Origin of the sequence: Erysipelatoclostridium sp. An15, from assembly GCF_002160675.1 — a bacterium.
GTDB classification, from domain to species: Bacteria; Bacillota_I; Bacilli_A; order Erysipelotrichales; family Coprobacillaceae; genus Thomasclavelia; species Thomasclavelia merdavium.
The window spans coordinates 25,071-43,716 of record NZ_NFLA01000022.1 but is presented as its reverse complement, the minus strand read 5'-3'; the positions used below and the strand labels follow the sequence as shown (position 1 = coordinate 43,716).

Annotated in this window: 21 protein-coding genes and 1 other annotated feature; of the genes, 18 read left to right on the top strand and 3 right to left on the bottom strand. The window is 29.5% G+C overall.

Annotated features, from left to right (window positions below):
• Nucleotides 1-196: 196 nt before the first annotated feature.
• The 3 genes from B5E92_RS08445 to B5E92_RS08435 form a co-directional block, all read right to left on the bottom strand.
• Complete coding sequence (locus B5E92_RS08445) at nucleotides 197-550, bottom strand: diacylglycerol kinase family protein (protein ID WP_087301249.1); 354 nt, start codon at nucleotides 548-550, stop codon at nucleotides 197-199.
• Nucleotides 551-693: 143 nt separating this feature from the next.
• Nucleotides 694-1,215 carry a hypothetical protein gene (locus tag B5E92_RS08440; protein ID WP_087301246.1) on the bottom strand — a complete coding sequence of 174 codons (522 nt, stop codon included), beginning with the start codon at nucleotides 1,213-1,215 and terminating at the stop codon, nucleotides 694-696.
• A 235-nt stretch (nucleotides 1,216-1,450) separates the two neighbouring features.
• Entirely contained in the window at nucleotides 1,451-2,455 is a 1,005-nt protein-coding gene (locus tag B5E92_RS08435) for a YeiH family protein (protein WP_087301243.1), read from the bottom strand.
• A gap of 110 nt (nucleotides 2,456-2,565) precedes the next feature.
• Here B5E92_RS08435 and B5E92_RS08430 point away from each other — a divergent pair, with 110 nt between their 5' ends.
• The 18 genes from B5E92_RS08430 to minD all read left to right on the top strand — a co-directional run bounded on the left by B5E92_RS08430 (nucleotide 2,566) and on the right by minD (nucleotide 18,629).
• Nucleotides 2,566-3,459, top strand: a complete 894-nt coding sequence (locus B5E92_RS08430; protein ID WP_087301240.1) for a LysR family transcriptional regulator — start codon at nucleotides 2,566-2,568, stop codon at nucleotides 3,457-3,459.
• A 19-nt stretch (nucleotides 3,460-3,478) separates the two neighbouring features.
• Entirely contained in the window at nucleotides 3,479-3,622 is a 144-nt protein-coding gene (locus B5E92_RS15505) for a hypothetical protein (protein ID WP_158095209.1), read from the top strand.
• Between the two features lie 23 nt (nucleotides 3,623-3,645).
• Nucleotides 3,646-4,569: a hypothetical protein gene (locus B5E92_RS08425; protein WP_087301237.1), complete on the top strand. Its 924-nt coding sequence runs from the start codon at nucleotides 3,646-3,648 to the stop codon at nucleotides 4,567-4,569.
• A 92-nt stretch (nucleotides 4,570-4,661) separates the two neighbouring features.
• Nucleotides 4,662-5,945, top strand: coding sequence for a trigger factor (tig, locus tag B5E92_RS08420; protein ID WP_087301234.1), 1,284 nt, complete (start codon nucleotides 4,662-4,664; stop codon nucleotides 5,943-5,945).
• A gap of 56 nt (nucleotides 5,946-6,001) precedes the next feature.
• Entirely contained in the window at nucleotides 6,002-8,323 is a 2,322-nt protein-coding gene (gene lon, locus B5E92_RS08415; protein ID WP_087301231.1) for an endopeptidase La, read from the top strand.
• 58 nt (nucleotides 8,324-8,381) lie between these two features.
• Nucleotides 8,382-8,981: a ribosome biogenesis GTP-binding protein YihA/YsxC gene (gene yihA / locus B5E92_RS08410; RefSeq protein WP_087301228.1), complete on the top strand. Its 600-nt coding sequence runs from the start codon at nucleotides 8,382-8,384 to the stop codon at nucleotides 8,979-8,981.
• An 88-nt stretch (nucleotides 8,982-9,069) separates the two neighbouring features.
• The gene (locus tag B5E92_RS08405) at nucleotides 9,070-9,876 is read left to right on the top strand and encodes a LysM peptidoglycan-binding domain-containing protein (RefSeq protein WP_087301225.1); all 807 of its coding nucleotides are present in this window, start codon (nucleotides 9,070-9,072) and stop codon (nucleotides 9,874-9,876) included.
• Nucleotides 9,873-10,787 (top strand): hypothetical protein, encoded by a 915-nt coding sequence (locus tag B5E92_RS08400; RefSeq protein WP_087301222.1) that lies wholly within the window; start codon nucleotides 9,873-9,875, stop codon nucleotides 10,785-10,787. The genes B5E92_RS08405 and B5E92_RS08400 overlap by 4 nt, the downstream gene beginning before the upstream one ends.
• Nucleotides 10,788-10,811: 24 nt before the next feature.
• Nucleotides 10,812-11,017: a binding site (T-box leader), on the top strand.
• A gap of 30 nt (nucleotides 11,018-11,047) precedes the next feature.
• A complete protein-coding gene (locus B5E92_RS08395) occupies nucleotides 11,048-11,701 on the top strand; it encodes a hypothetical protein (RefSeq protein ID WP_087301219.1) in 654 nt (217 codons plus the stop codon).
• Nucleotides 11,694-14,315: a valine--tRNA ligase gene (locus tag B5E92_RS08390; RefSeq protein WP_087301216.1), complete on the top strand. Its 2,622-nt coding sequence runs from the start codon at nucleotides 11,694-11,696 to the stop codon at nucleotides 14,313-14,315. Before B5E92_RS08395 ends, B5E92_RS08390 begins: the two co-directional genes overlap by 8 nt.
• 148 nt (nucleotides 14,316-14,463) lie before the next feature.
• Nucleotides 14,464-14,622 carry a hypothetical protein gene (locus B5E92_RS15655; protein WP_204215305.1) on the top strand — a complete coding sequence of 53 codons (159 nt, stop codon included), beginning with the start codon at nucleotides 14,464-14,466 and terminating at the stop codon, nucleotides 14,620-14,622.
• On the top strand, nucleotides 14,623-14,760 hold the full coding sequence (locus B5E92_RS15500) for a hypothetical protein (protein WP_158095208.1): 138 nt from the start codon (nucleotides 14,623-14,625) through the stop codon (nucleotides 14,758-14,760).
• Between the two features lie 57 nt (nucleotides 14,761-14,817).
• On the top strand, nucleotides 14,818-15,204 hold the full coding sequence (locus B5E92_RS08385; RefSeq protein WP_087301213.1) for an SPOR domain-containing protein: 387 nt from the start codon (nucleotides 14,818-14,820) through the stop codon (nucleotides 15,202-15,204).
• On the top strand, nucleotides 15,201-15,878 hold the full coding sequence (gene radC, locus B5E92_RS08380; RefSeq protein WP_087301210.1) for a DNA repair protein RadC: 678 nt from the start codon (nucleotides 15,201-15,203) through the stop codon (nucleotides 15,876-15,878). Before B5E92_RS08385 ends, radC begins: the two co-directional genes overlap by 4 nt.
• A gap of 57 nt (nucleotides 15,879-15,935) precedes the next feature.
• Entirely contained in the window at nucleotides 15,936-16,781 is an 846-nt protein-coding gene (gene mreC / locus B5E92_RS08375; RefSeq protein ID WP_087301207.1) for a rod shape-determining protein MreC, read from the top strand.
• A complete protein-coding gene (locus B5E92_RS08370) occupies nucleotides 16,774-17,307 on the top strand; it encodes a rod shape-determining protein MreD (RefSeq protein WP_087301204.1) in 534 nt (177 codons plus the stop codon). Before mreC ends, B5E92_RS08370 begins: the two co-directional genes overlap by 8 nt.
• Complete coding sequence (locus B5E92_RS08365; RefSeq protein ID WP_087301202.1) at nucleotides 17,282-17,857, top strand: septum site-determining protein MinC; 576 nt, start codon at nucleotides 17,282-17,284, stop codon at nucleotides 17,855-17,857. Before B5E92_RS08370 ends, B5E92_RS08365 begins: the two co-directional genes overlap by 26 nt.
• Complete coding sequence (gene minD / locus B5E92_RS08360) at nucleotides 17,850-18,629, top strand: septum site-determining protein MinD (protein WP_087301199.1); 780 nt, start codon at nucleotides 17,850-17,852, stop codon at nucleotides 18,627-18,629. Before B5E92_RS08365 ends, minD begins: the two co-directional genes overlap by 8 nt.
• The last annotated feature ends 17 nt before the right edge of the window (nucleotides 18,630-18,646 follow it).

Sequence of the window (18,646 nt, the reverse complement as noted above, 5' to 3'; positions counted from 1 at the left end):
TTATTCATATTTATTTAATATCACAGGTCCATCTTATCGAATCAAAGATAAATTAAATCCTAAAAAAACTGAGAACACTTAATTGCAACAAATTGGTCAAATTATCTTGACTTTTATATTTAGTGTGTCCGCTTGACAGGGACCAGATCAAACATTAAGAGTTTATTGTCTTATTGAAATCTAAAAAATATTATTTTTAAAATAACTTAGGAACAAAGATAATAAGTCCAATAACCACTGAAGCGATAGCGCTGATCAATACAGAACCAGCGGCAACATCTTTTGCGTATTTAGCGAGTTCATGATAGTTAGGAGAACAAAGGTCAACAACTGCTTCGATAGCGGTATTTACTAGTTCTAAAGAAATAACTAGAGCAAACAGTAAGATACAAATTAACCATTCTGTTGTTGATAGATGAAAAATAAAGCCACAGATAATAACTAAAATCATAACTGAAATATGAATTTTAATGTTTCTTTCTTTTTTGATACAGCTAATGATGCCAGAAATGGCATAGTTTAAACTTTTGTAAAATGGATCTTTATGCATAAAATTAGCTCCTTAATCATTTTTATTTTTAATAAAGATATTCAATATCGTGTTAGATTGATTAAAAGGTTAATAATATTATATAATATTGTTTTATTGCTTTCAATGAGCCGTATTGGTATAAAAAATATCTAAATGAGTATTTAGGCATTTTTGATAACTTTTTTATTATTAAATAATTTATTATAGATTAATCTAGTTATTGGTCCGGCTGCAAACAGATTCCATAGCAAAGCCATTGGGAAATTTTTTATTACAGTGCCCACCCAAATGGCTGGTAATAGGTATAATGAATTTTCAGCCAGGACAATATTAAAAATGATTGAAGCAACTAAAGACATAGTAGGACACATTATTAAAACTGTACAACATGAAGTAATTATACTTATAAAAAAAGGATTATCGCTTTCGGGTCTTACAATTTTTTTGGCTAAATATAAACCAATTGGATTTCCCCATAAATTAGAAATTATAAATACAATTATCATCATAAAACTGCTCTCTTTTAAAGCGTTTAAAAACACAGCGTTTGTCATATTACTAAAACTACCTGGTATTAAATTATAACCGGCATTAATGGCGTTGTTATATACCTCCATTCCATAAGTCATCGTAATTGACATTAAAATCCCAAAGATAAGCTTTTGTCCTTTTGTTTTTGGCATTACATAATCTCCTTTCGACAATAAAATTAGAAAAAGGCGTTAATCTTTGAATTTAATTTCATAGACTACGCCTTTTCGACTTATTTCTATTTAAAAGATTATTGCCAATTTCTAGCTAGATTTTATCAAAATCAATTTTTGTTGTCAAAATAAAAATAGCAGATAACTTTATTTCTTGATATAAAAAAAGATTTAACTAACTTGGTTAATAGCTAAATCTTTTCTTGATTAATAATTATAAAATTCCTAATAATGCTTGCATTGAAAGACAAACAGCGGTAATAGAAACCCAACAGCAAAATCCCATGAAAATTGGTTTAGCACCACTTTTGATTAGTTTAACGATATTAGTATTTAATCCAATGGCGGCCATTGCCATGATAATAAAGAATTTACTTAATTCTTTTAATGGAGCAGTAACTGTTCCTGGTAGATTAAATACAGTTGTAATGACTGATGCTAATACGAAAAATAAGATAAAAAACGGGAATATTTTTTTGATATCAAATGTGCTTTCACTTTTATCAGCGTCACGAGTTCTTTTTATTGCTAATACTAAAGTAATTGGGATAATTGCTAATGTTCTTGTAAGTTTTACGATTGTCGCTTGATCTAATGTATTGCTGCCATGAATACCATCCCAAGCAGCAGCAGTAGCTGTTACTGATGAAGTATCATTAACAGCACTTCCAGCGAAAATTCCAAATCCTTCGTTAGATAAACCTAATATCCCACCTAATGTTGGGAAAATTAAAGCTGCTAAAATGTTAAATAAGAAAATAACTGAAATTGACTGAGCAATTTCTTCATCATCGGCTTCGATGACTGGTGCAGTTGCTGCAATCGCTGAACCACCACAAATAGAAGAACCAACACCAATCAATGTTGAGATCTTTGATGGCATTTTTAAGACTTTACATAAAACGTATGCTACAACAAGAGAAGTTGTAATTGTTGATAAAATTATTGGCAGTGAAGAGCTACCAGTTTTGACTATATCACCTAAATTCATTCCAAACCCTAATAAAATTACTGCATATTGCAGTATTTTTTTAGATGTGAAAGTAATACCGCTTTGAACTTTACTTTTATCTTTAATGGCAAATGTAATGATCATTCCCATTAAAATTGCAAATACTGGTCCACCAACTAACGGGAATTGTTTTCCTAAAAAGTAAGCGGGTAAGGCTATTGTTAGACATAAAAGTACCCCTAACGTGTTGTTTTTTATTTTTGACATAATGTTCCTCCCTTTGACAGCGTTATTATAGCTAAAAAATATAATAAAATAAAATTATAATTATTTATTTAACGATAAAAATATGTTATAGTTAATATCGGGTGATTGGAATGCTTGATTTTCGTATTGATACTTTTTTAGCTGTCTGTAAATTTATGAATTTTACTAAAGCTAGTCAATATTTAAATATTACACAGCCTGCTGTTTCTGGACACATCCGATATTTAGAAGAATATTATCAAGTTAAACTGTTTGTTTATTCGGGTAAAAAAATGTATCTAACTAAAGAGGGCAAGATTTTACTTGAAGTTGCTACAACATTAAAACATGATGATATTTTTTTAAAAAACAAGTTAAAAAATCGTTCTAATAAACAAGAATTGATTTTTGGATCAACTTTATCAGTTGGTGAATATATCATGCCTAAAATTATCAATAGCTTGTTACAAGAAAATTGTAATCTGGCTATTAAAATGCAAGTAGCTAATACTAGTGAACTTTTAAAAGGTATTAATGAAGGAAATTTAGATTTTGCAATAGTTGAAGGTTATTTTAATAAAAATGAATATGATTATCGGACTTTTTGCCATGAAAATTATATTTGTGTTGGTCCGAGTAATTTAAAGATTGATTCAGTAGTGGATATAAATGAGTTGTTTAAATACAATCTAATTATTCGAGAAACCGGTTCAGGATCACGTGAAATTATTGAGCGCTGGCTAAAAGAGAGAAATATGAATTTACGAGATTTTGAAAATATAATTGAAATTGGTAATATTAATATGATCAAACATCTTGTTGCTAATTTACAAGGAGTTACTTTTATTTATCAAATGGCGGTAATCGATGAATTTAAGCAAGGCAAATTAAAAGAAATAAAAATTAATGATATGCAAATTAGTCATGAGATTAATTTTATTTGGCGTAAAAATAGTGTTTTTAGTGAATACTACCAGCAATTATTTGCACTATTTCAATTGCAAAATACTAAAGTATTGCTATAATAGATGAATAAAAGGAGTGATGAACATGCCTTTAACTGATGATGATTTTTTAAAGGATAGTAAACTAGAGCTTTATAATGAAGTGATTGAAAGTTTACAAGAGCAAGAAGAAAAAGTAGAAGAGATTGACTATCAGTTAGATTTATCAGAAGATGATGAATAAATTTTACATGACAAGGAGAAAAAATGATCGAAGAATATATTGCTAATAATCAGTTTCAAGATGCCTTAGATTTGTTAAATGATATGAGCGATGAAACAACACGTTATCAGCGTTTGGTTTGCCTATATGGTTTAGGTGAATATCAACAGGCTAAAGCAGAGGGAATGTTAGCTAAAGCTAAAGCAACAAATACTTATTATGATGTTGTTAGCATCTATGTTGCAACATTAAAAGAACTAGAAGAGTATGAAGATGCTATTAATATTATGATCGAAGAATTATCTATGCCTTACATTCCTTTTGAATATGAAACTGTATTTAATGCTGCTTATGATGAATTGTTGTTAGCTAAGCACGAGGCTAATGAAGGAATGGAACGATATAATCGTGCTTTTAGTATTGAAGATATGGAGAATATCTTATCTCGAGATCAAATTAATGAAGATTTACTTTATATGGCAATTGAACAGATGGAAGGAATGAATATTCGTCGTTTAATGCCGGTAATTCGTAATTTTTTAAAAAATGAACAGAAACCAGCATTTGCTAAAAGTTTATTGATAGAATTAATGATTGATCAAGAAATTGATGAAGATCTAGAATTAGTAAAAAATGGTATCAACTATGATAATAATCCTAGTTTTGCCCCATTGGTATTAAACCAGGAGGTTGGTGAAGGAATTTTAAAATTACTATCAGAAGCGATAGAAGATGAAAATCCTTCATTGTTTGCTTTATGTGAACAGTTTTTAAGTTATTATTTATATTTAGTTTATCCTAAATATATTGATGACTATGATTATCGACCAATAGCGGGGGCTATTCATTATCATTTAGCTTCAATGCAATATATCGATATCGAAATGGAAGATATTGAATTTTTATATAATTGTGACAAAGAGGATGTCTTAGAAAAGCTAAATGAAATTAAAGAAATAGAGTATTAATGAAAAAAATTGAGTGATTAATTGTTCAAATAAGTTGAATTAATGATATTGTTAGTATATAATACGTGATGAAACTAAAGAAGGAGAATAGTATGAAAATCAGTAATAAAAAATTAGAAAAAGCAATTGTTGAATTAACAGTAGCGTTTGAAAGTGATGAATGGAAATCAACTCAAGATAAAGCGCTTAATAAATTAGCTAAAAGTGTAAAAATTGACGGATTTAGACCAGGAAAAGCTCCTGTTGCGTTGATTAAATCAAGAATATCAAAAGCTAGTATTTTACAAGAAGCTTCTGATATGATTTTACAAGATAAATTTGTTCAAATTTTAACTGATGCTCAAGTTGAACCAGTGGCTCAACCAACTTTATCTGTTAATAAAATTAGTGAAGATGAATTAGAAGTAGTTATCAATGTACCTGTTAAACCTGAAGTAGAATTAGGAGAATATAAAGGTTTAGAAGTTAAAAAAGGTCGTGTAGCTGTAACTAAAAAAGAAATTGAAGAACAATTATCTAACTATCAAAGTCAATTTGCAGAATTGTCAGTTAAAGAAGATGGAAAAGTTGCTAAAGGTGATACTGCAGTAATTGATTATGAAGGATTTATTGATGGTGAAGCTTTTGATGGTGGAAAAGGTGAAAACTATCCATTAGAAATCGGAAGCGGTTCTTTCATTCCAGGATTTGAAGATCAATTAATTGGAATGACAACTGATAATGAACAAGAAATTAAAGTAACTTTCCCAGAAGATTATGGAGCACCTAATTTAGCTGGTAAAGAAGCTACATTTAAAGTAACTGTTCATGAAATCAAAGAAAAACATTTACCAGAAATCGATGATGAATTAGCAAAAGATGTTAACATCGATGGTGTAGAAACTTTAGAACAATTAAAAGCACATATTAAATCACAAATTAAAGCTCGTAAAGAAAATGAATCTGAAAACAAATTCATGGATGACATTTATAAAGCTTTAATTGCTTCATCTAAAGTTGAAGATAGTGATGCTTTATTAAAACAAGAACAAGATATGATGTTACAAGAAATTGAACAAAATTTACAAAGACAAGGTTTAAACTTCGAAGTTTATGAACAATTCACTGGAAAATCTAAAGAAGATGTTTTAGAAGATATTAAACCTCAAGCAGAAGAAAGAGTTAAATTAAATTTAATTTTAGAAGCAATTATTAAAGAAGAAGAATTAGCTGTAACTGATGAAGAACGTGAAGCTGAATTACAAAAAATTGCTGATATGTATCAAAGAGAATTAGATGATGTTAAGAAAATTTTCGAAGGAAATATGAGCCATGTTGAAAATGATATCTTAACTCGTAAAGCTATTGATTTAGTAAAAGACAATTTAAAGAAATAAAAAGACGCTCATAACATGCGTCTTTTTAGTAAAATTAGAAAATAGGAGGGAAAAAAATGGAAGAACAAACTGTATTAACATTGCCAGTAGTTTGTACTCGGGGTATGGTTGTATTCCCAGAAAACCATCTAACATTAGATGTTGGACGCCCAGTAAGTTTAAAAGCACTTCAATTAAGTACTAATGAGCATGACAACAATATCATTTTTGTTTCGCAAATTAATCCTTTAGAGGATAATCCTTCTTTTGATGATGTGTACCATATTGGTACTCTTTGTAAAATTGAACGTAAAGTAAGACGTGATAGCTCTGGAACAATTAAATTAACTGTTCGCGGTGCTAAAAGAGTTGAGCTTACAAATTTTGAATTACATCAAGGTAGCCTTTATTCAACTGTAAAAATCATTGAAGATGAATTTGGTGATCGTAATGAAGAGGTTGCCTTAGTGCGTAAAGCAACTTCATATTTTGAACAAGCTAAACGCTCTATGCCAAATATGCCTTTAGATTCAATTAATCGATTAACAAGTGGTGTTTCTGCAAGTGTTTTAGCAGATACAATTGCGCAATATTTACCAATTGATTTGAAGCAAAAACAAAAAATCTTAGAAACATTTAATATTAATGAAAGATTATTACAAGTTATTAGTTCAATTGAATCAGAAAAAGTTATTGGTGAAATTGAAGAAACAATTAATCGTAAAGTACGTGAAAGTATTGATGAAAACCAACGTGAATACTATTTACGTGAAAAATTAAGAGCGATTAAAGAAGAATTAGGGGACAGTGTTCCTAAAGAAGACGACGCTGAAACAATTCGTGAAGAATTAAATAACAATCCTTATCCTCAACATGTTAAGGATAAAATCGAAGAAGAGTTACGTCGTTTTGAAACAATGCCTGCAGCTTCATCAGAAGCTAACGTTGTTAGAACATATATTGACTGGATGATGAAAACTCCTTGGTATCAAGAAACTAAAGATGTTGAAGATATCCAGGCAATTGAAGATGTTTTAAATGAAGATCATTATGGTCTAGAAAAAGTTAAAGAAAGAATTGTTGAATACTTAGCAGTTAAACAAATGACTAAGTCTTTAAAAGCACCAATTATTTGTTTAGCTGGTCCACCAGGTGTTGGTAAAACTTCAATTGCTAAAAGTATTGCTCGTGCCTTAGATCGTAAATTTATTAAAGCTTCATTAGGTGGAGTTCGTGATGAAGCTGAAGTACGTGGTCATCGTCGAACTTATTTAGGATCAATGCCAGGTAGAATCATTCAAGGAATGAAAAAAGCCGGTGTTGTTAATCCAGTATTTTTATTAGATGAAATTGACAAAATGTCAAGTGACTACAAAGGTGATCCTACTAGTGCAATGCTAGAAGTATTAGATCCTGAACAAAACAGTTTATTTTCTGATAACTATTTAGAAGAACCATATGATTTATCAAAAGTATTGTTCATTGCTACAGCAAATGATTTAGGTAATATTCCTGGTCCATTACGTGATCGTTTGGAAATTATTGAATTATCATCATACACTGAACAAGAAAAACAAATGATTGCAAAAAATCACTTAGTTAAAAAACAATTAAAAGCACATGGTTTAAATGAATCACAATTAGTTTTTGAAGATGATGCATTAATGTATATTATTCGTCACTATACTCGTGAAGCTGGTGTGCGTGATTTAGAAAGATTAATTGCAAAAATTTGTCGTAAAGCAGTATTAACAGTTTTAAAAGAGAAAAAAGAAACTTTAGTAGTAACTGTTGATAATTTAGAAGAATTATTAGGAAAAGCACCATTTGAACATACTAAAAAATTAGATCATAGCCAAGTAGGAGTTGTTACTGGTTTAGCTTATACTCAATTTGGTGGTGATATTTTACCAATCGAAGTTAATCATTTCCAAGGTTCTGGTAAGTTTATTATTACAGGACAACTTGGTGATGTCATGAAAGAATCAGCATCAATTGCTTTAGACTATATGAAAGCTAATAAAGAAAAATATGGTCTTGAGAATATTGCTTTTGATAAAGAAGATATTCATATTCATGTTCCTGAAGGAGCAGTTAAAAAAGATGGACCAAGTGCTGGGGTAACTTTAACAACAGCTATTTATTCAGCATTTAAAGATAAACCGGTTCGTAACGATGTTGCTATGACAGGTGAAATTACTTTACGTGGTAATGTCTTACCAATTGGTGGTTTAAAAGAAAAATCAATTTCAGCACATCGTTCAGGAATTAAAACAATTATCATTCCTAAAGATAATGCTAAGGATATTGATGATATTCCAAAATCAGTACAAGATGATCTAGAAATTATTTTAGCTGATCATATTGATACAGTTTTGGATCATGCACTTGTAAAATAAGGGTTAAAAAATTAACCCTTTTTTTCTTGACTATGTTACAATAAAAGAGGTGATAAAAATGGTAAAAATTAAAAAAGCACAATATGTTTTATCGGCAGCCTGGAAAAGTCAATGGCCTCAAGAAAGCTATCCAGAAATGTGTTTAGCGGGACGTAGTAATGTTGGTAAAAGCAGTTTTATTAATACGATGTTGAATCGTAATGGATTAGCTAAGGTTTCTAGTACCCCTGGTAAAACTAGAACTTTGAATTTTTATAATGTAAATGATGCATTATATTTTGTAGACGTTCCTGGATATGGTTATGCTAAAGTTAATGATAATATGACTAAACAGTTTGGTAAAACAATGGATGAGTATATTAGTGATCGTAATACTTTGAAAGGTTTTATTTTATTAGTTGATTATCGTCATAAACCAACTAAAGACGATGTTATGATGTATGAGTTTGTTAAACATCATAATGTGCCAGTGATGGTTGTTGCTACCAAAGAAGATAAGTTAAAGCGTAATGATTTAAAGAAAAATGAAAAGATTATTAAAGAAACATTAGGATTACATCCTGAAGATAAATTTGTTCGTTTTTCTAGTTTAAAGAAAAAAGGTATCGAAGAAGCCTGGCAATTTATTTATCAGCTATGTGATATTGATTTTGAATAGACCTATATAGGTCTTTTTTATTTGTTTTGATAAATATCTTATTTCATATTTTAGTGTTTTTTGCATATAGTTTCTATGGGAGGTAAATATGCAAAAGATATTTTTTGAAAAGCTGATTGATTTGAATCATCAACTAAATGAATTAGTATCATTATCGGTTGATGAATCTATTAATTATAAGATTGAAAGCGTTGGTGTTAGAGCAATTGGTAGTTTGATTGTTAATGGGGAGTATAATGAAAGTCAAAAGTTTAATGAAAATATTGATTTAGATATTTTGGCTACTTTTGATAAGATTGTTGATCAAAGAGATTTTAATATTAAAGTAGAAGATTTTGATTATCAGATTGTTGATGGAAACATAAAGATTAAAATTGAAGTTGGTATTCATGGAGTTATTGATGGCGAAGATCGGTTTGTCAAAGATGAAAATATTCCAGAAGTTAACGATGATCCAATCAAAGAAATTGAAAGTTTGATACGTGATAGTGATTTTGAATCTCAGGAAAAAGAAGTTGTTGAGGAAGCTGCAGGTAATCAAGAGCCGGAATTAGAGTTAACTAAAGAAGTCTATGAACCGGCAGTTATGCCAAATAAAGAGGATACTGTAAGTAATAATGCTAGTAAAACTACTGAAATTACGCCAAAAGAAAAGATGGTTGTTAATGAAATAAATGAGCAATTACAAGAAAAAGTATATCCAAGTAAATCACGGCCGATTTTTCAAGATAGTGAAGAAAGTGCTGGTACTTATTATTTATATATTGTAAAAGATAATGATAGTTATAGCAGCGTAGCAAAAAGATATGATATTGATGAAAAAATTATTCGTGATTATAACCAGGATAAGGTCTTAGAAGCTGGCAATGTTTTAATTATTCCATATGTTCCATGAACGAAATAATAAAAAATTCTTATTCGTTACATGTTATCGGTTATATTAAAGTAACAAAAAAAGTATTTAAGGTAAAATGTCAGGAAGGTTTTTTTAGCTTAAAATTTGTTGATGATACTAGTTTAACAGTAGTAATTGATCATATTGAAAGTTTGCATTTAAAGTGTTTTGTACCAATTATTCGTAATTGTAATAAACAGATTTTAACTAATTATCAGGATAAAAAGTTTTATATGTGTCCATGGTTGAATGATGATAATGTAATTATAAAAGAGTTGAAATTAAAGTTTTATTATGAGTGTTTGTCTTATTTGCATGCAACAACATTTTTTAATTATAGTGTTGCTAAGAACTATTTTAAATGTCAGATTGAAGAGATTAATGGTATAATTCATGAAAGAATGGTTTATTATAATGAAATCATGAATAATTTTGAAGTATTAGCTTATCGTAGTCCTACTGGCTGGATGTTTGTTTTGAATTATCATCGAATTGAATGGTGTTTGAATAAAGCTAAGGAATTATTACAAGAATATGAAAATTATGTTTGTAATTTAGATACAATAAGATTATGTTTGACATATAATAATTTTAGTTATAGTCATATTTTAATGAAAGAAAATTGTTTAATTTCAATTGATCAAATAAAGATTAATTTATGTATCTATGATATTTATAATATGTATCAAAAAATACCGGAATTAATTTTTGATTTTGATGTAATATTAGATAGTTATTTTTGTAAGATCAAATTATTAAAAGAAGAACGATTGTTGTTGCAATGTTTGTTGCATGTAATTCCAATTATTGAATTAGGAAATGATGAGGTAAATAATATTATTTTAATGTCACGGTTATTATATTATCTAGATTCAATTTCTTCTTTAAATAAAAAGCTTTCAATTGACTAGAACAAATGAATTTGTTAGAATGTATCTATAGCGATGATTAGGAGGAGTAAATCCGGAAGCTTTATAGAGAATCTCAGTCAGGTGGAAATGAGACAAGATAATGGATTGAAGGTAGCCTAGGAGCATGTTTATTGAACTTAAGTAGATAGACACGTATAACTGCGTTAAAGTTTCGAGGCATATTAGTATATATGCAAAGTAAGGTGGTACCACGAGCATTCGTCCTTATGACGATGCTTTTTTATTTTAAGGAGGAAATTATGGAGTATTCAATTATTTGGCTGTTATTTTTTATTGGTTGTGCATTTATCTTTTTTTCTTATGGGAAAAAAATGCGTAAATATCAAAAAATACGTAAAGAACAACAACTTCAATTTGAAAATAACCGAGAAAAATATCGTCACTTTACAAGTGAATTATTTGATGAAACACCTGATGAAGAAATGACACATGCAGTATTGTTTCATATTATGGGTAAAGAAGATAAAATCTATGAAGGTGATGAAATCGGTAGTTTAATCGATATTTTAACACATAGTGAATTGCTTATTTATACAATTTATCAAGTTGAACTATCGCTTGAAGGTGGTCGCGGATCATTACATACATTTTTTATCAAAGAACCATATTGTACATATCGTCCATATGTTAAAGAAGCATTCGAAGCAGTTGATTGCCATGAAATTGCTGAATTAATGGTAGCGGCTGATAAATTAGCAACAGCAATTGAAAATGATGAAGAAATTGATATTGATGATGGTAGTGATTATGGAAATTATAATTTCTCTGATTTTACAAACGCACTAGCATCAGCATTAAAAACATCTGGAATTTTATTAAAAGCTGCTAAATTTATTCGTGAACACAAAGATGAATTTATTGATGCAGAAGATAAGGAGGAAAATGATGAGTAAACAACTTGAACCTAAATATAATCATCATAAAGTAGAAGCTGGAAAATATCGTCACTGGCTTGATAAAAAATATTTTGAAGCTGGTGATGTTAATAAAAAACCTTATTCAATAGTTATTCCACCACCAAATGTAACTGGGAAATTACACTTAGGACATGCTTGGGATACAACTTTACAAGATATGATTATTCGCTATAAAAGAATGCAAGGCTATGATGCTTTATGGCTTCCAGGAATGGATCATGCTGGAATTGCCACTCAAGCTAAAGTAGAAGCTAGAATGCGTGAAGATGGTATTTCTCGTTATGATTTAGGACGTCAAGGTTTCTTAGATAAAGCCTGGTCTTGGAAAGAAGAATATGCTTCAATCATTCGTAGTCAATGGGAAAAACTTGGTTTATCTTTGGATTATTCAAAAGAACGTTTTACTTTAGATGAAGGATTAAGCGAAGCAGTAAAAGAAGTCTTCGTTAAATTATACAACGAGGGATTAATTTATCAAGGTGAACGAATTATTAACTGGGATCCAGTTCAAAGAACAGCATTAAGTAATATTGAAGTTATTCATAAAGAAATTGAAGGACATATGTATTACTTTAAATATCAAATTGTTGATAGTGATGAACAATTAGTAATTGCTACTACTCGTCCAGAAACAATGTTTGCCGATCAAGCAATCTTTGTTCATCCAGATGATGAACGTTACACTCATTTAGTAGGTAAAAAAGCTATCAACCCAGCTAATGGTGAAGCTTTACCTATTATGGCTGATAGTTATATTGACATGTCTTTTGGTACAGCGGTTATGAAATGTACACCAGCTCATGATCCAAATGACTTTGCCCTTGCTAAAAAATATAATCTAGCAATGCCAATTTGTATGAATGATGATGGAACAATGAATGAGCTAGCTCATAAATATCAAGGAATGGACCGCTTTGAATGTCGTAAAGCTTTAGTAGCTGATTTTGAAAAAGCTGGTGTTGTTGATCATATTGAAAAACATTTACATCAAGTAGGACATTCTGAAAGAAGTAATGCTATTGTTGAACCATATTTATCAAAACAATGGTTTGTTAAAATGAAACCATTAGCTAAAGCAGCTTTAGAAAATCAATTAAAAGATTCTAAAGTAAAATTTGTTCCTGAACGTTTTGAAAAAACATTTACACAATGGATGGAAAATATTGAAGACTGGTGTATTTCACGTCAGTTATGGTGGGGGCATCGGGTACCAGCCTGGTATCATAAAGAAACTGGCGAAGTATATGTAGGTAAAACTGCTCCAGAAGACATTGAAAACTGGAAACAAGATGAAGATGTTTTGGATACTTGGTTTTCAAGTGCACTATGGCCTTTTTCAACTTTAGGATGGCCAAATGAAGATAGCGAGTTATTTAAACGTTATTTCCCAACTAACACTTTAGTTACTGGTTATGATATTATTTTCTTCTGGGTAAGTAGAATGATTTTCCAATCATTACACTTTACAAAACAACGCCCATTTGAACATGTTTTGATCCATGGTTTAATTCGTGATGAACAAGGTCGTAAGATGTCTAAGTCTTTAGGTAATGGTGTTGATCCAATGGATGTAATTGAAGAATACGGTGCTGACACATTACGTTTCTTCTTAACAACTAATTCTGCTCCAGGTATGGATTTACGTTATAGTCCTGAAAAACTGGAAGCGGCTTGGAATTTCATAAATAAAATATGGAATAGTGCTCGTTTTGTTTTAATGAATATTGATGATGATATGAAATACGAGGACTTATCATTTGATAATTTAAACTTATGTGATAAATGGATCTTGAATCGTTTAAATGAAGTTATCAAAGAAGTTGATACTAACATGGATAAATTTGAATTTGTTAATGTTGGTAATGAGTTATATAAATTTGTATGGGATGATTTCTGTTCATGGTATATTGAATTAACTAAAGTACATTTAAATAGTGAAAATGAAACTGAAAAACAAGCTAGCTTAAATACTTTAGTTTATGTATTAAATGCTATTGTTAAAATGTTACATCCATTTATGCCATTTGTAACTGAAGAAATCTTCCAAACTATGCCTCATTTAGAAGAATCTATTTGTATTGCTTCTTGGCCAGAAGTAAATGAAGATTTTAGTGATGCAACTATTAACGATCAGTTTGCATATTTAATTGATATTGTTAAAGGCATTCGTGAAATCAGAAGCCAATATACAATTAAAAATGCTCGTGAAATCGCATATATTATTGAAACAAAAGATAGCCAAATTGAACAATTGATGGATCAATGTTTACCATATATTAAAAAATTATGTAATGCAATCTGTTCTGGTTATAATCTTGAAGCTAATGGTGAAGTTGCTAATATTACAATCAAAGGTGGAAATAGTTTATTAGTTGAATTAGGTGATTATATTGATAAAGAAGCTGAAAAAGAAAAATTACTTGTTCAATTAAAGAAACTTGAAGGTGAAATTAAACGCTGCCAAGGAATGTTAGCTAATGAAAAATTTGTTTCAAAAGCACCAAAAGAAAAAGTTGAGTTAGAACGAAATAAATTAGTTGATTATCAATCAAAATATGATGCAGTAAAAAAACAATTAGAACAAATGTAGATTAAAAGCGGTAGTTACTATTTTAGTAACTATCGCTTTTTTACATAATTCATTTTTTTAAAGAAAAAATGAAGGGTATAGGAGTATATATTAATAAAGGTTTAGTGGAAGGTGTGGCCTTTAAATTAGAAACAGGAGGAAAGGACTAATGAATGAATTACAACAAGATTTACAAATGGAAGTAAATGGCGGTGGCGTTGCCGGAATTATTTTCTTTGTCGTGATTGGAACAGCAGTTTATAAGATGTATAAATCAAGTGCCGGAAGAATTTCGATTCCTAGAATCATTTCAATTGAGTGGCGCTAAATGAAAGAATTAACAACTAAACAACAACGTCAAATTAGTGGTGGTTCGTCACTTGTATATGTTGTTACATCGATAATTATTGCTGCTGGTACAGGTTTATTTAGAGTTATGAGAAGTCACTTTTTTGCACGACGCTAATTTAATTTAAAGTATATTTACTTTTTGCCAGCATATATTTAACTTGGAGGGGTGAAGATGAAGATTATTCGAGTTACAGCTGTGCTGGCAATTTTATTATCATTATGCTTTGCGGGGATATATTTAAAATTTTTTTCAACAATAAATAGTCATATTGATGCTTACATAGTTCAAGTTGGAATTTATAAGCAGGAAGAAAATGCTAATGAAATGGTTGCTAAATTGACCCAGTTGCAAAAACCAAATTACAAGTATCAAAAAGATAATAATTATATAATAATTACAGGCGTATTTTTAACTGAGGAGGAAGCAAAAAATATGGGTAATGATATTAGTGCTAATGGTATTACTTGTGTTATTAAACAAGAAAAATTTACATCTGATTTTAAAGAAAAAATAGAGCAACAGGATTACGAAGCAATTATTAAAGAATTAGGTTCATGAAACTTAGCAATTATCCTTTAGAAGAAAGGCCTCGTGAAAAAGCATTTTATCATGGTATTGAAACTTTATCGAATGTTGAATTATTAGCATTAGTTTTAAGAACAGGTAATAAACAAGAATCAGTTATTGAATTAGCCCAGCGGCTTATTAATGAAATAGGCGGATTTGCTTATTTAAAAGATGTTAATTATAATTTGCTTACACAAATTAAAGGTATTAAACAAGCAAAAGCAATTGAGGTTTTAGCGATCGTAGAACTTGCAAAACGACTACAAAAACAACCCGCTAATTTTGCAGTTATTAAAGAACCATTAGATGGCTATGAGTATGTAAAAAATAAACTGATGTTTGAACAACAGGAAAAAGTATTAGTTTTATGTTTGAATTCACGTTTAGAAGTAATTAAGGAAAAGACCGTTTTTATTGGTTCTAATAATATTTCAATTATTAGTAGTCGGGAATTGTTTAAAGAAGCTTTAATATGTGGAAGTAGTCGAATTGTAATTATCCACAATCATCCATCTGGCAATCCAGAACCATCAGTTGAAGATATTGAAGCTACTAAAAAAATTTTTAGTATTGCAAAAAAATTAGATATTGAAGTAGTGGATCATTTAATTATTGGTCGAAATAAATTTTATAGTTTTCAAATAAATAAAGTTATAGAAGTTTAAAGTTAATTGATTATTTCTAATTAATGCCTTATAATGTTATAAATGTGAGGTGATATTTTGAATAATCGTAAAAAACAAAAAAACAAACGAATCATTTTTATTATTACAGTATCAATAATTGTGTTTTCTACTATTTCGTTGGTTATTTCAAGATCTCAAGGTGCTTTTGAGCGAATGATAAGTGATTCGATTGCTGCAGTTGAATATTATGTAATAAAAAAACCGATTGAGTTTGTAACAGATATATTTAATGAGTATAATGAGTTGAAAAATGTTTATGAAGAAAATAGAATTTTAAAAGCTAGATTATCAGCTTATGCAAGTGTTGAAGTTAATACTGATGTTTTATCTAATGAAATCGAAGAATTAAAAGAAATGTTGAATATTGAACATTTACCGACAGAATACAATATTAAAACAACTTCTATTATTCGAGAAAGTAATAGCTGGAATAATGAAATTACTATTGATTTAGGTAGTATGGCTGATGTTGAAGAAGATATGGTTGTAATTTCTTCTAAAGGGATGATTGGAAAAGTAATTTCAGTTACTGAAGTAACTGCTAGAGTTCAATTATTAACAGCTGAAAATCCTAATTCATCTTTACCGGTACAGATTATGAATGGTCAAGAAAATGTTTATGGTTTGTTGAATGGTTATGATGTAGAAAATGAGTGTTTTAATGTAACTTTATTTAGTGATGTTGATAAATTTGAAGATAATGCTCAAGTAATTACATCTGGTCTTGGTGGTAAAGCACCTAAAGGAATTTATATTGGAACAGTTACTGGTTCGAGTGTATCTGAAGATGGAACTTCAACAACAGTTCAAGTTAAACCAGCTGCTGATTTTAATGATCTATCGTATGTTGCAGTAGTATTTAGGAGCGATAGTAATGAATAAACAGTTATATCGTTATTATTTAGTAATGGCAATCAGTTTTGTAATAGATAGTGTTATTAGTTATTATTTACCTTTTAATTTTGATAAATTAGGGATAACGATTATTCCATGTATTGGAATTATGATTTTTACTTTATTAAATAATACTATTTCTGATGAACATCGCTATATTTTTGCAACGGTTACCGGATTATATTATGCAGTTGTTTATGCTAATAGTTTATTAATATATGTTTTACTTTATTGTTTATATGCATTTTTTGGTAAAAAATATACTAAATTAGCTGCTTATACTTTATTAGAAATGTTTATCGCTGTAATTGTGACAATAATCGTCCAGGAGTGCGTGATATACTGGTTGATGTGGATAACTAATGTGACGCAATTATCAGTAGTGACATTCATTACCAATCGTTTATTGCCAACAGTAGGAGTTAATTTATTATTGATTGCGCCAGTTTATTTTATCCATAAGAAATTAGGATTCGAGGGTAAAGTCAATGCATATCAAAGTAAAAGGAGTTAATAATCATCTAGTTTTTGTTTTTGATGATAGTCAGGAATTTAATACTTTATTAAATGAATTAGAAAGTCTTTTGGAGTCACCACTTTTAAAAAGTGATGGCTATTATCCAAAGGCTTTTTTTGATTTTAAAAGTCGAATTTTAACGGTTCATGAGTTATTGAGGTTACTGACATTATTATTTGAAAAACAGGTTTTATTATTTGATGGAATTAATATGGCTAAAGTAGAAAAGAAAAATAAGATACGGGTTCTTAACAAGACAGTTCATGCCGGTGAAGTACTAGAATTAGACCAGGATACTTTAATTATTGGTCAAATTAATCCCGGAGCCATTGTTCGTTTTAAAGGAAAATTGTATGTTATGGGCCGTGTTAGTGGATTAGTAGAGGGCTTGAATGCTAAATCAAAGATTAGTGGCCAGTATTTTAAAGATGCACACATTAGAATAAATGGAGTATCCCGACATAATTATACAAGTTATGAATTAACGATGCTTTATTATAAAGATAGTCAAATATTCTTAGATAAGGGGGATATGATTTATGTCTAGAGTTATTGTGGTTACTTCAGGTAAAGGTGGTGTTGGTAAAAGCAGTATTAGTGTTAATCTGGCTAGTGCATTAGCTTTTTCAAAATTTAAAGTCTGTTTGATTGATGGTGATTTTGGTTTGAAAAATCTTGATGTGATGATGGGTTTAGAAAATCGTGTTGTATATGATTTAAATGATGTTGTTGAAGGTCGCTGTACTATTGAACAGGTTTTAGTTAAAGATAAAAGAATTGATGGTTTAAGTTTGTTACCATCTTGTAAATCATTATCATTTGAAGATTTAGATACTAAAATAATGAATGCTTTGATTGAAAGATTAAATAAGGATTATGATTTTATAATTGTTGATAGTCCAGCTGGGGTTGAAAAAGGTTTTGAGTATTCGGCTTCATTAGCTAGTGAGGCAATTGTTGTTGTTAATCTTGATGTATCTTCATTGCGTGATGCTGATCGGGTAGTTGGTTTATTGATGAAAAAAGGTATTAATACAATCAATATGATTATCAATAAAGTCAATTTAGATGATATTGAAAGTGCTCGTTCACTAACTATTGATGATGCTAAAGAGATTTTATCATTACCGCTACTTGGAATTGTCTATGAAAGTCATGATATGATTGAGGCTAATAATCGTGGGGTACCAATCTTTTTAAATAGTCAGCATTTATTACATATTTGTTTTACTAATATTTCTAAGCGACTATTAGGTCAACAGGTACCATATGCAAAATATAAAAAGAAAAGTTTATTACGTCGCTTTTTTTATTCATAATAGTGAATTTTAAGCTG

Bases quoted from the DNA above. Each gene is read 5' to 3' on its own strand.
- B5E92_RS08445 (WP_087301249.1), bottom strand. From the start codon at position 550: ATGCATAAAGATCCATTTTACAAAAGTTTAAACTATGCCATTTCTGGC.
- B5E92_RS08440 (WP_087301246.1), bottom strand. From the start codon at position 1,215: ATGCCAAAAACAAAAGGACAAAAGCTTATCTTTGGGATTTTAATGTCA.
- B5E92_RS08435 (WP_087301243.1), bottom strand. From the start codon at position 2,455: ATGTCAAAAATAAAAAACAACACGTTAGGGGTACTTTTATGTCTAACA.
- B5E92_RS08430 (WP_087301240.1), top strand. From the start codon at position 2,566: ATGCTTGATTTTCGTATTGATACTTTTTTAGCTGTCTGTAAATTTATG.
- B5E92_RS15505 (WP_158095209.1), top strand. From the start codon at position 3,479: ATGAACATGCCTTTAACTGATGATGATTTTTTAAAGGATAGTAAACTA.
- B5E92_RS08425 (WP_087301237.1), top strand. From the start codon at position 3,646: ATGATCGAAGAATATATTGCTAATAATCAGTTTCAAGATGCCTTAGAT.
- tig (WP_087301234.1), top strand. From the start codon at position 4,662: ATGAAAATCAGTAATAAAAAATTAGAAAAAGCAATTGTTGAATTAACA.
- lon (WP_087301231.1), top strand. From the start codon at position 6,002: ATGGAAGAACAAACTGTATTAACATTGCCAGTAGTTTGTACTCGGGGT.
- yihA (WP_087301228.1), top strand. From the start codon at position 8,382: ATGGTAAAAATTAAAAAAGCACAATATGTTTTATCGGCAGCCTGGAAA.
- B5E92_RS08405 (WP_087301225.1), top strand. From the start codon at position 9,070: ATGCAAAAGATATTTTTTGAAAAGCTGATTGATTTGAATCATCAACTA.
- B5E92_RS08400 (WP_087301222.1), top strand. From the start codon at position 9,873: ATGAACGAAATAATAAAAAATTCTTATTCGTTACATGTTATCGGTTAT.
- B5E92_RS08395 (WP_087301219.1), top strand. From the start codon at position 11,048: ATGGAGTATTCAATTATTTGGCTGTTATTTTTTATTGGTTGTGCATTT.
- B5E92_RS08390 (WP_087301216.1), top strand. From the start codon at position 11,694: ATGAGTAAACAACTTGAACCTAAATATAATCATCATAAAGTAGAAGCT.
- B5E92_RS15655 (WP_204215305.1), top strand. From the start codon at position 14,464: ATGAATGAATTACAACAAGATTTACAAATGGAAGTAAATGGCGGTGGC.
- B5E92_RS15500 (WP_158095208.1), top strand. From the start codon at position 14,623: ATGAAAGAATTAACAACTAAACAACAACGTCAAATTAGTGGTGGTTCG.
- B5E92_RS08385 (WP_087301213.1), top strand. From the start codon at position 14,818: ATGAAGATTATTCGAGTTACAGCTGTGCTGGCAATTTTATTATCATTA.
- radC (WP_087301210.1), top strand. From the start codon at position 15,201: ATGAAACTTAGCAATTATCCTTTAGAAGAAAGGCCTCGTGAAAAAGCA.
- B5E92_RS08370 (WP_087301204.1), top strand. From the start codon at position 16,774: ATGAATAAACAGTTATATCGTTATTATTTAGTAATGGCAATCAGTTTT.
- B5E92_RS08365 (WP_087301202.1), top strand. From the start codon at position 17,282: ATGCATATCAAAGTAAAAGGAGTTAATAATCATCTAGTTTTTGTTTTT.
- minD (WP_087301199.1), top strand. From the start codon at position 17,850: ATGTCTAGAGTTATTGTGGTTACTTCAGGTAAAGGTGGTGTTGGTAAA.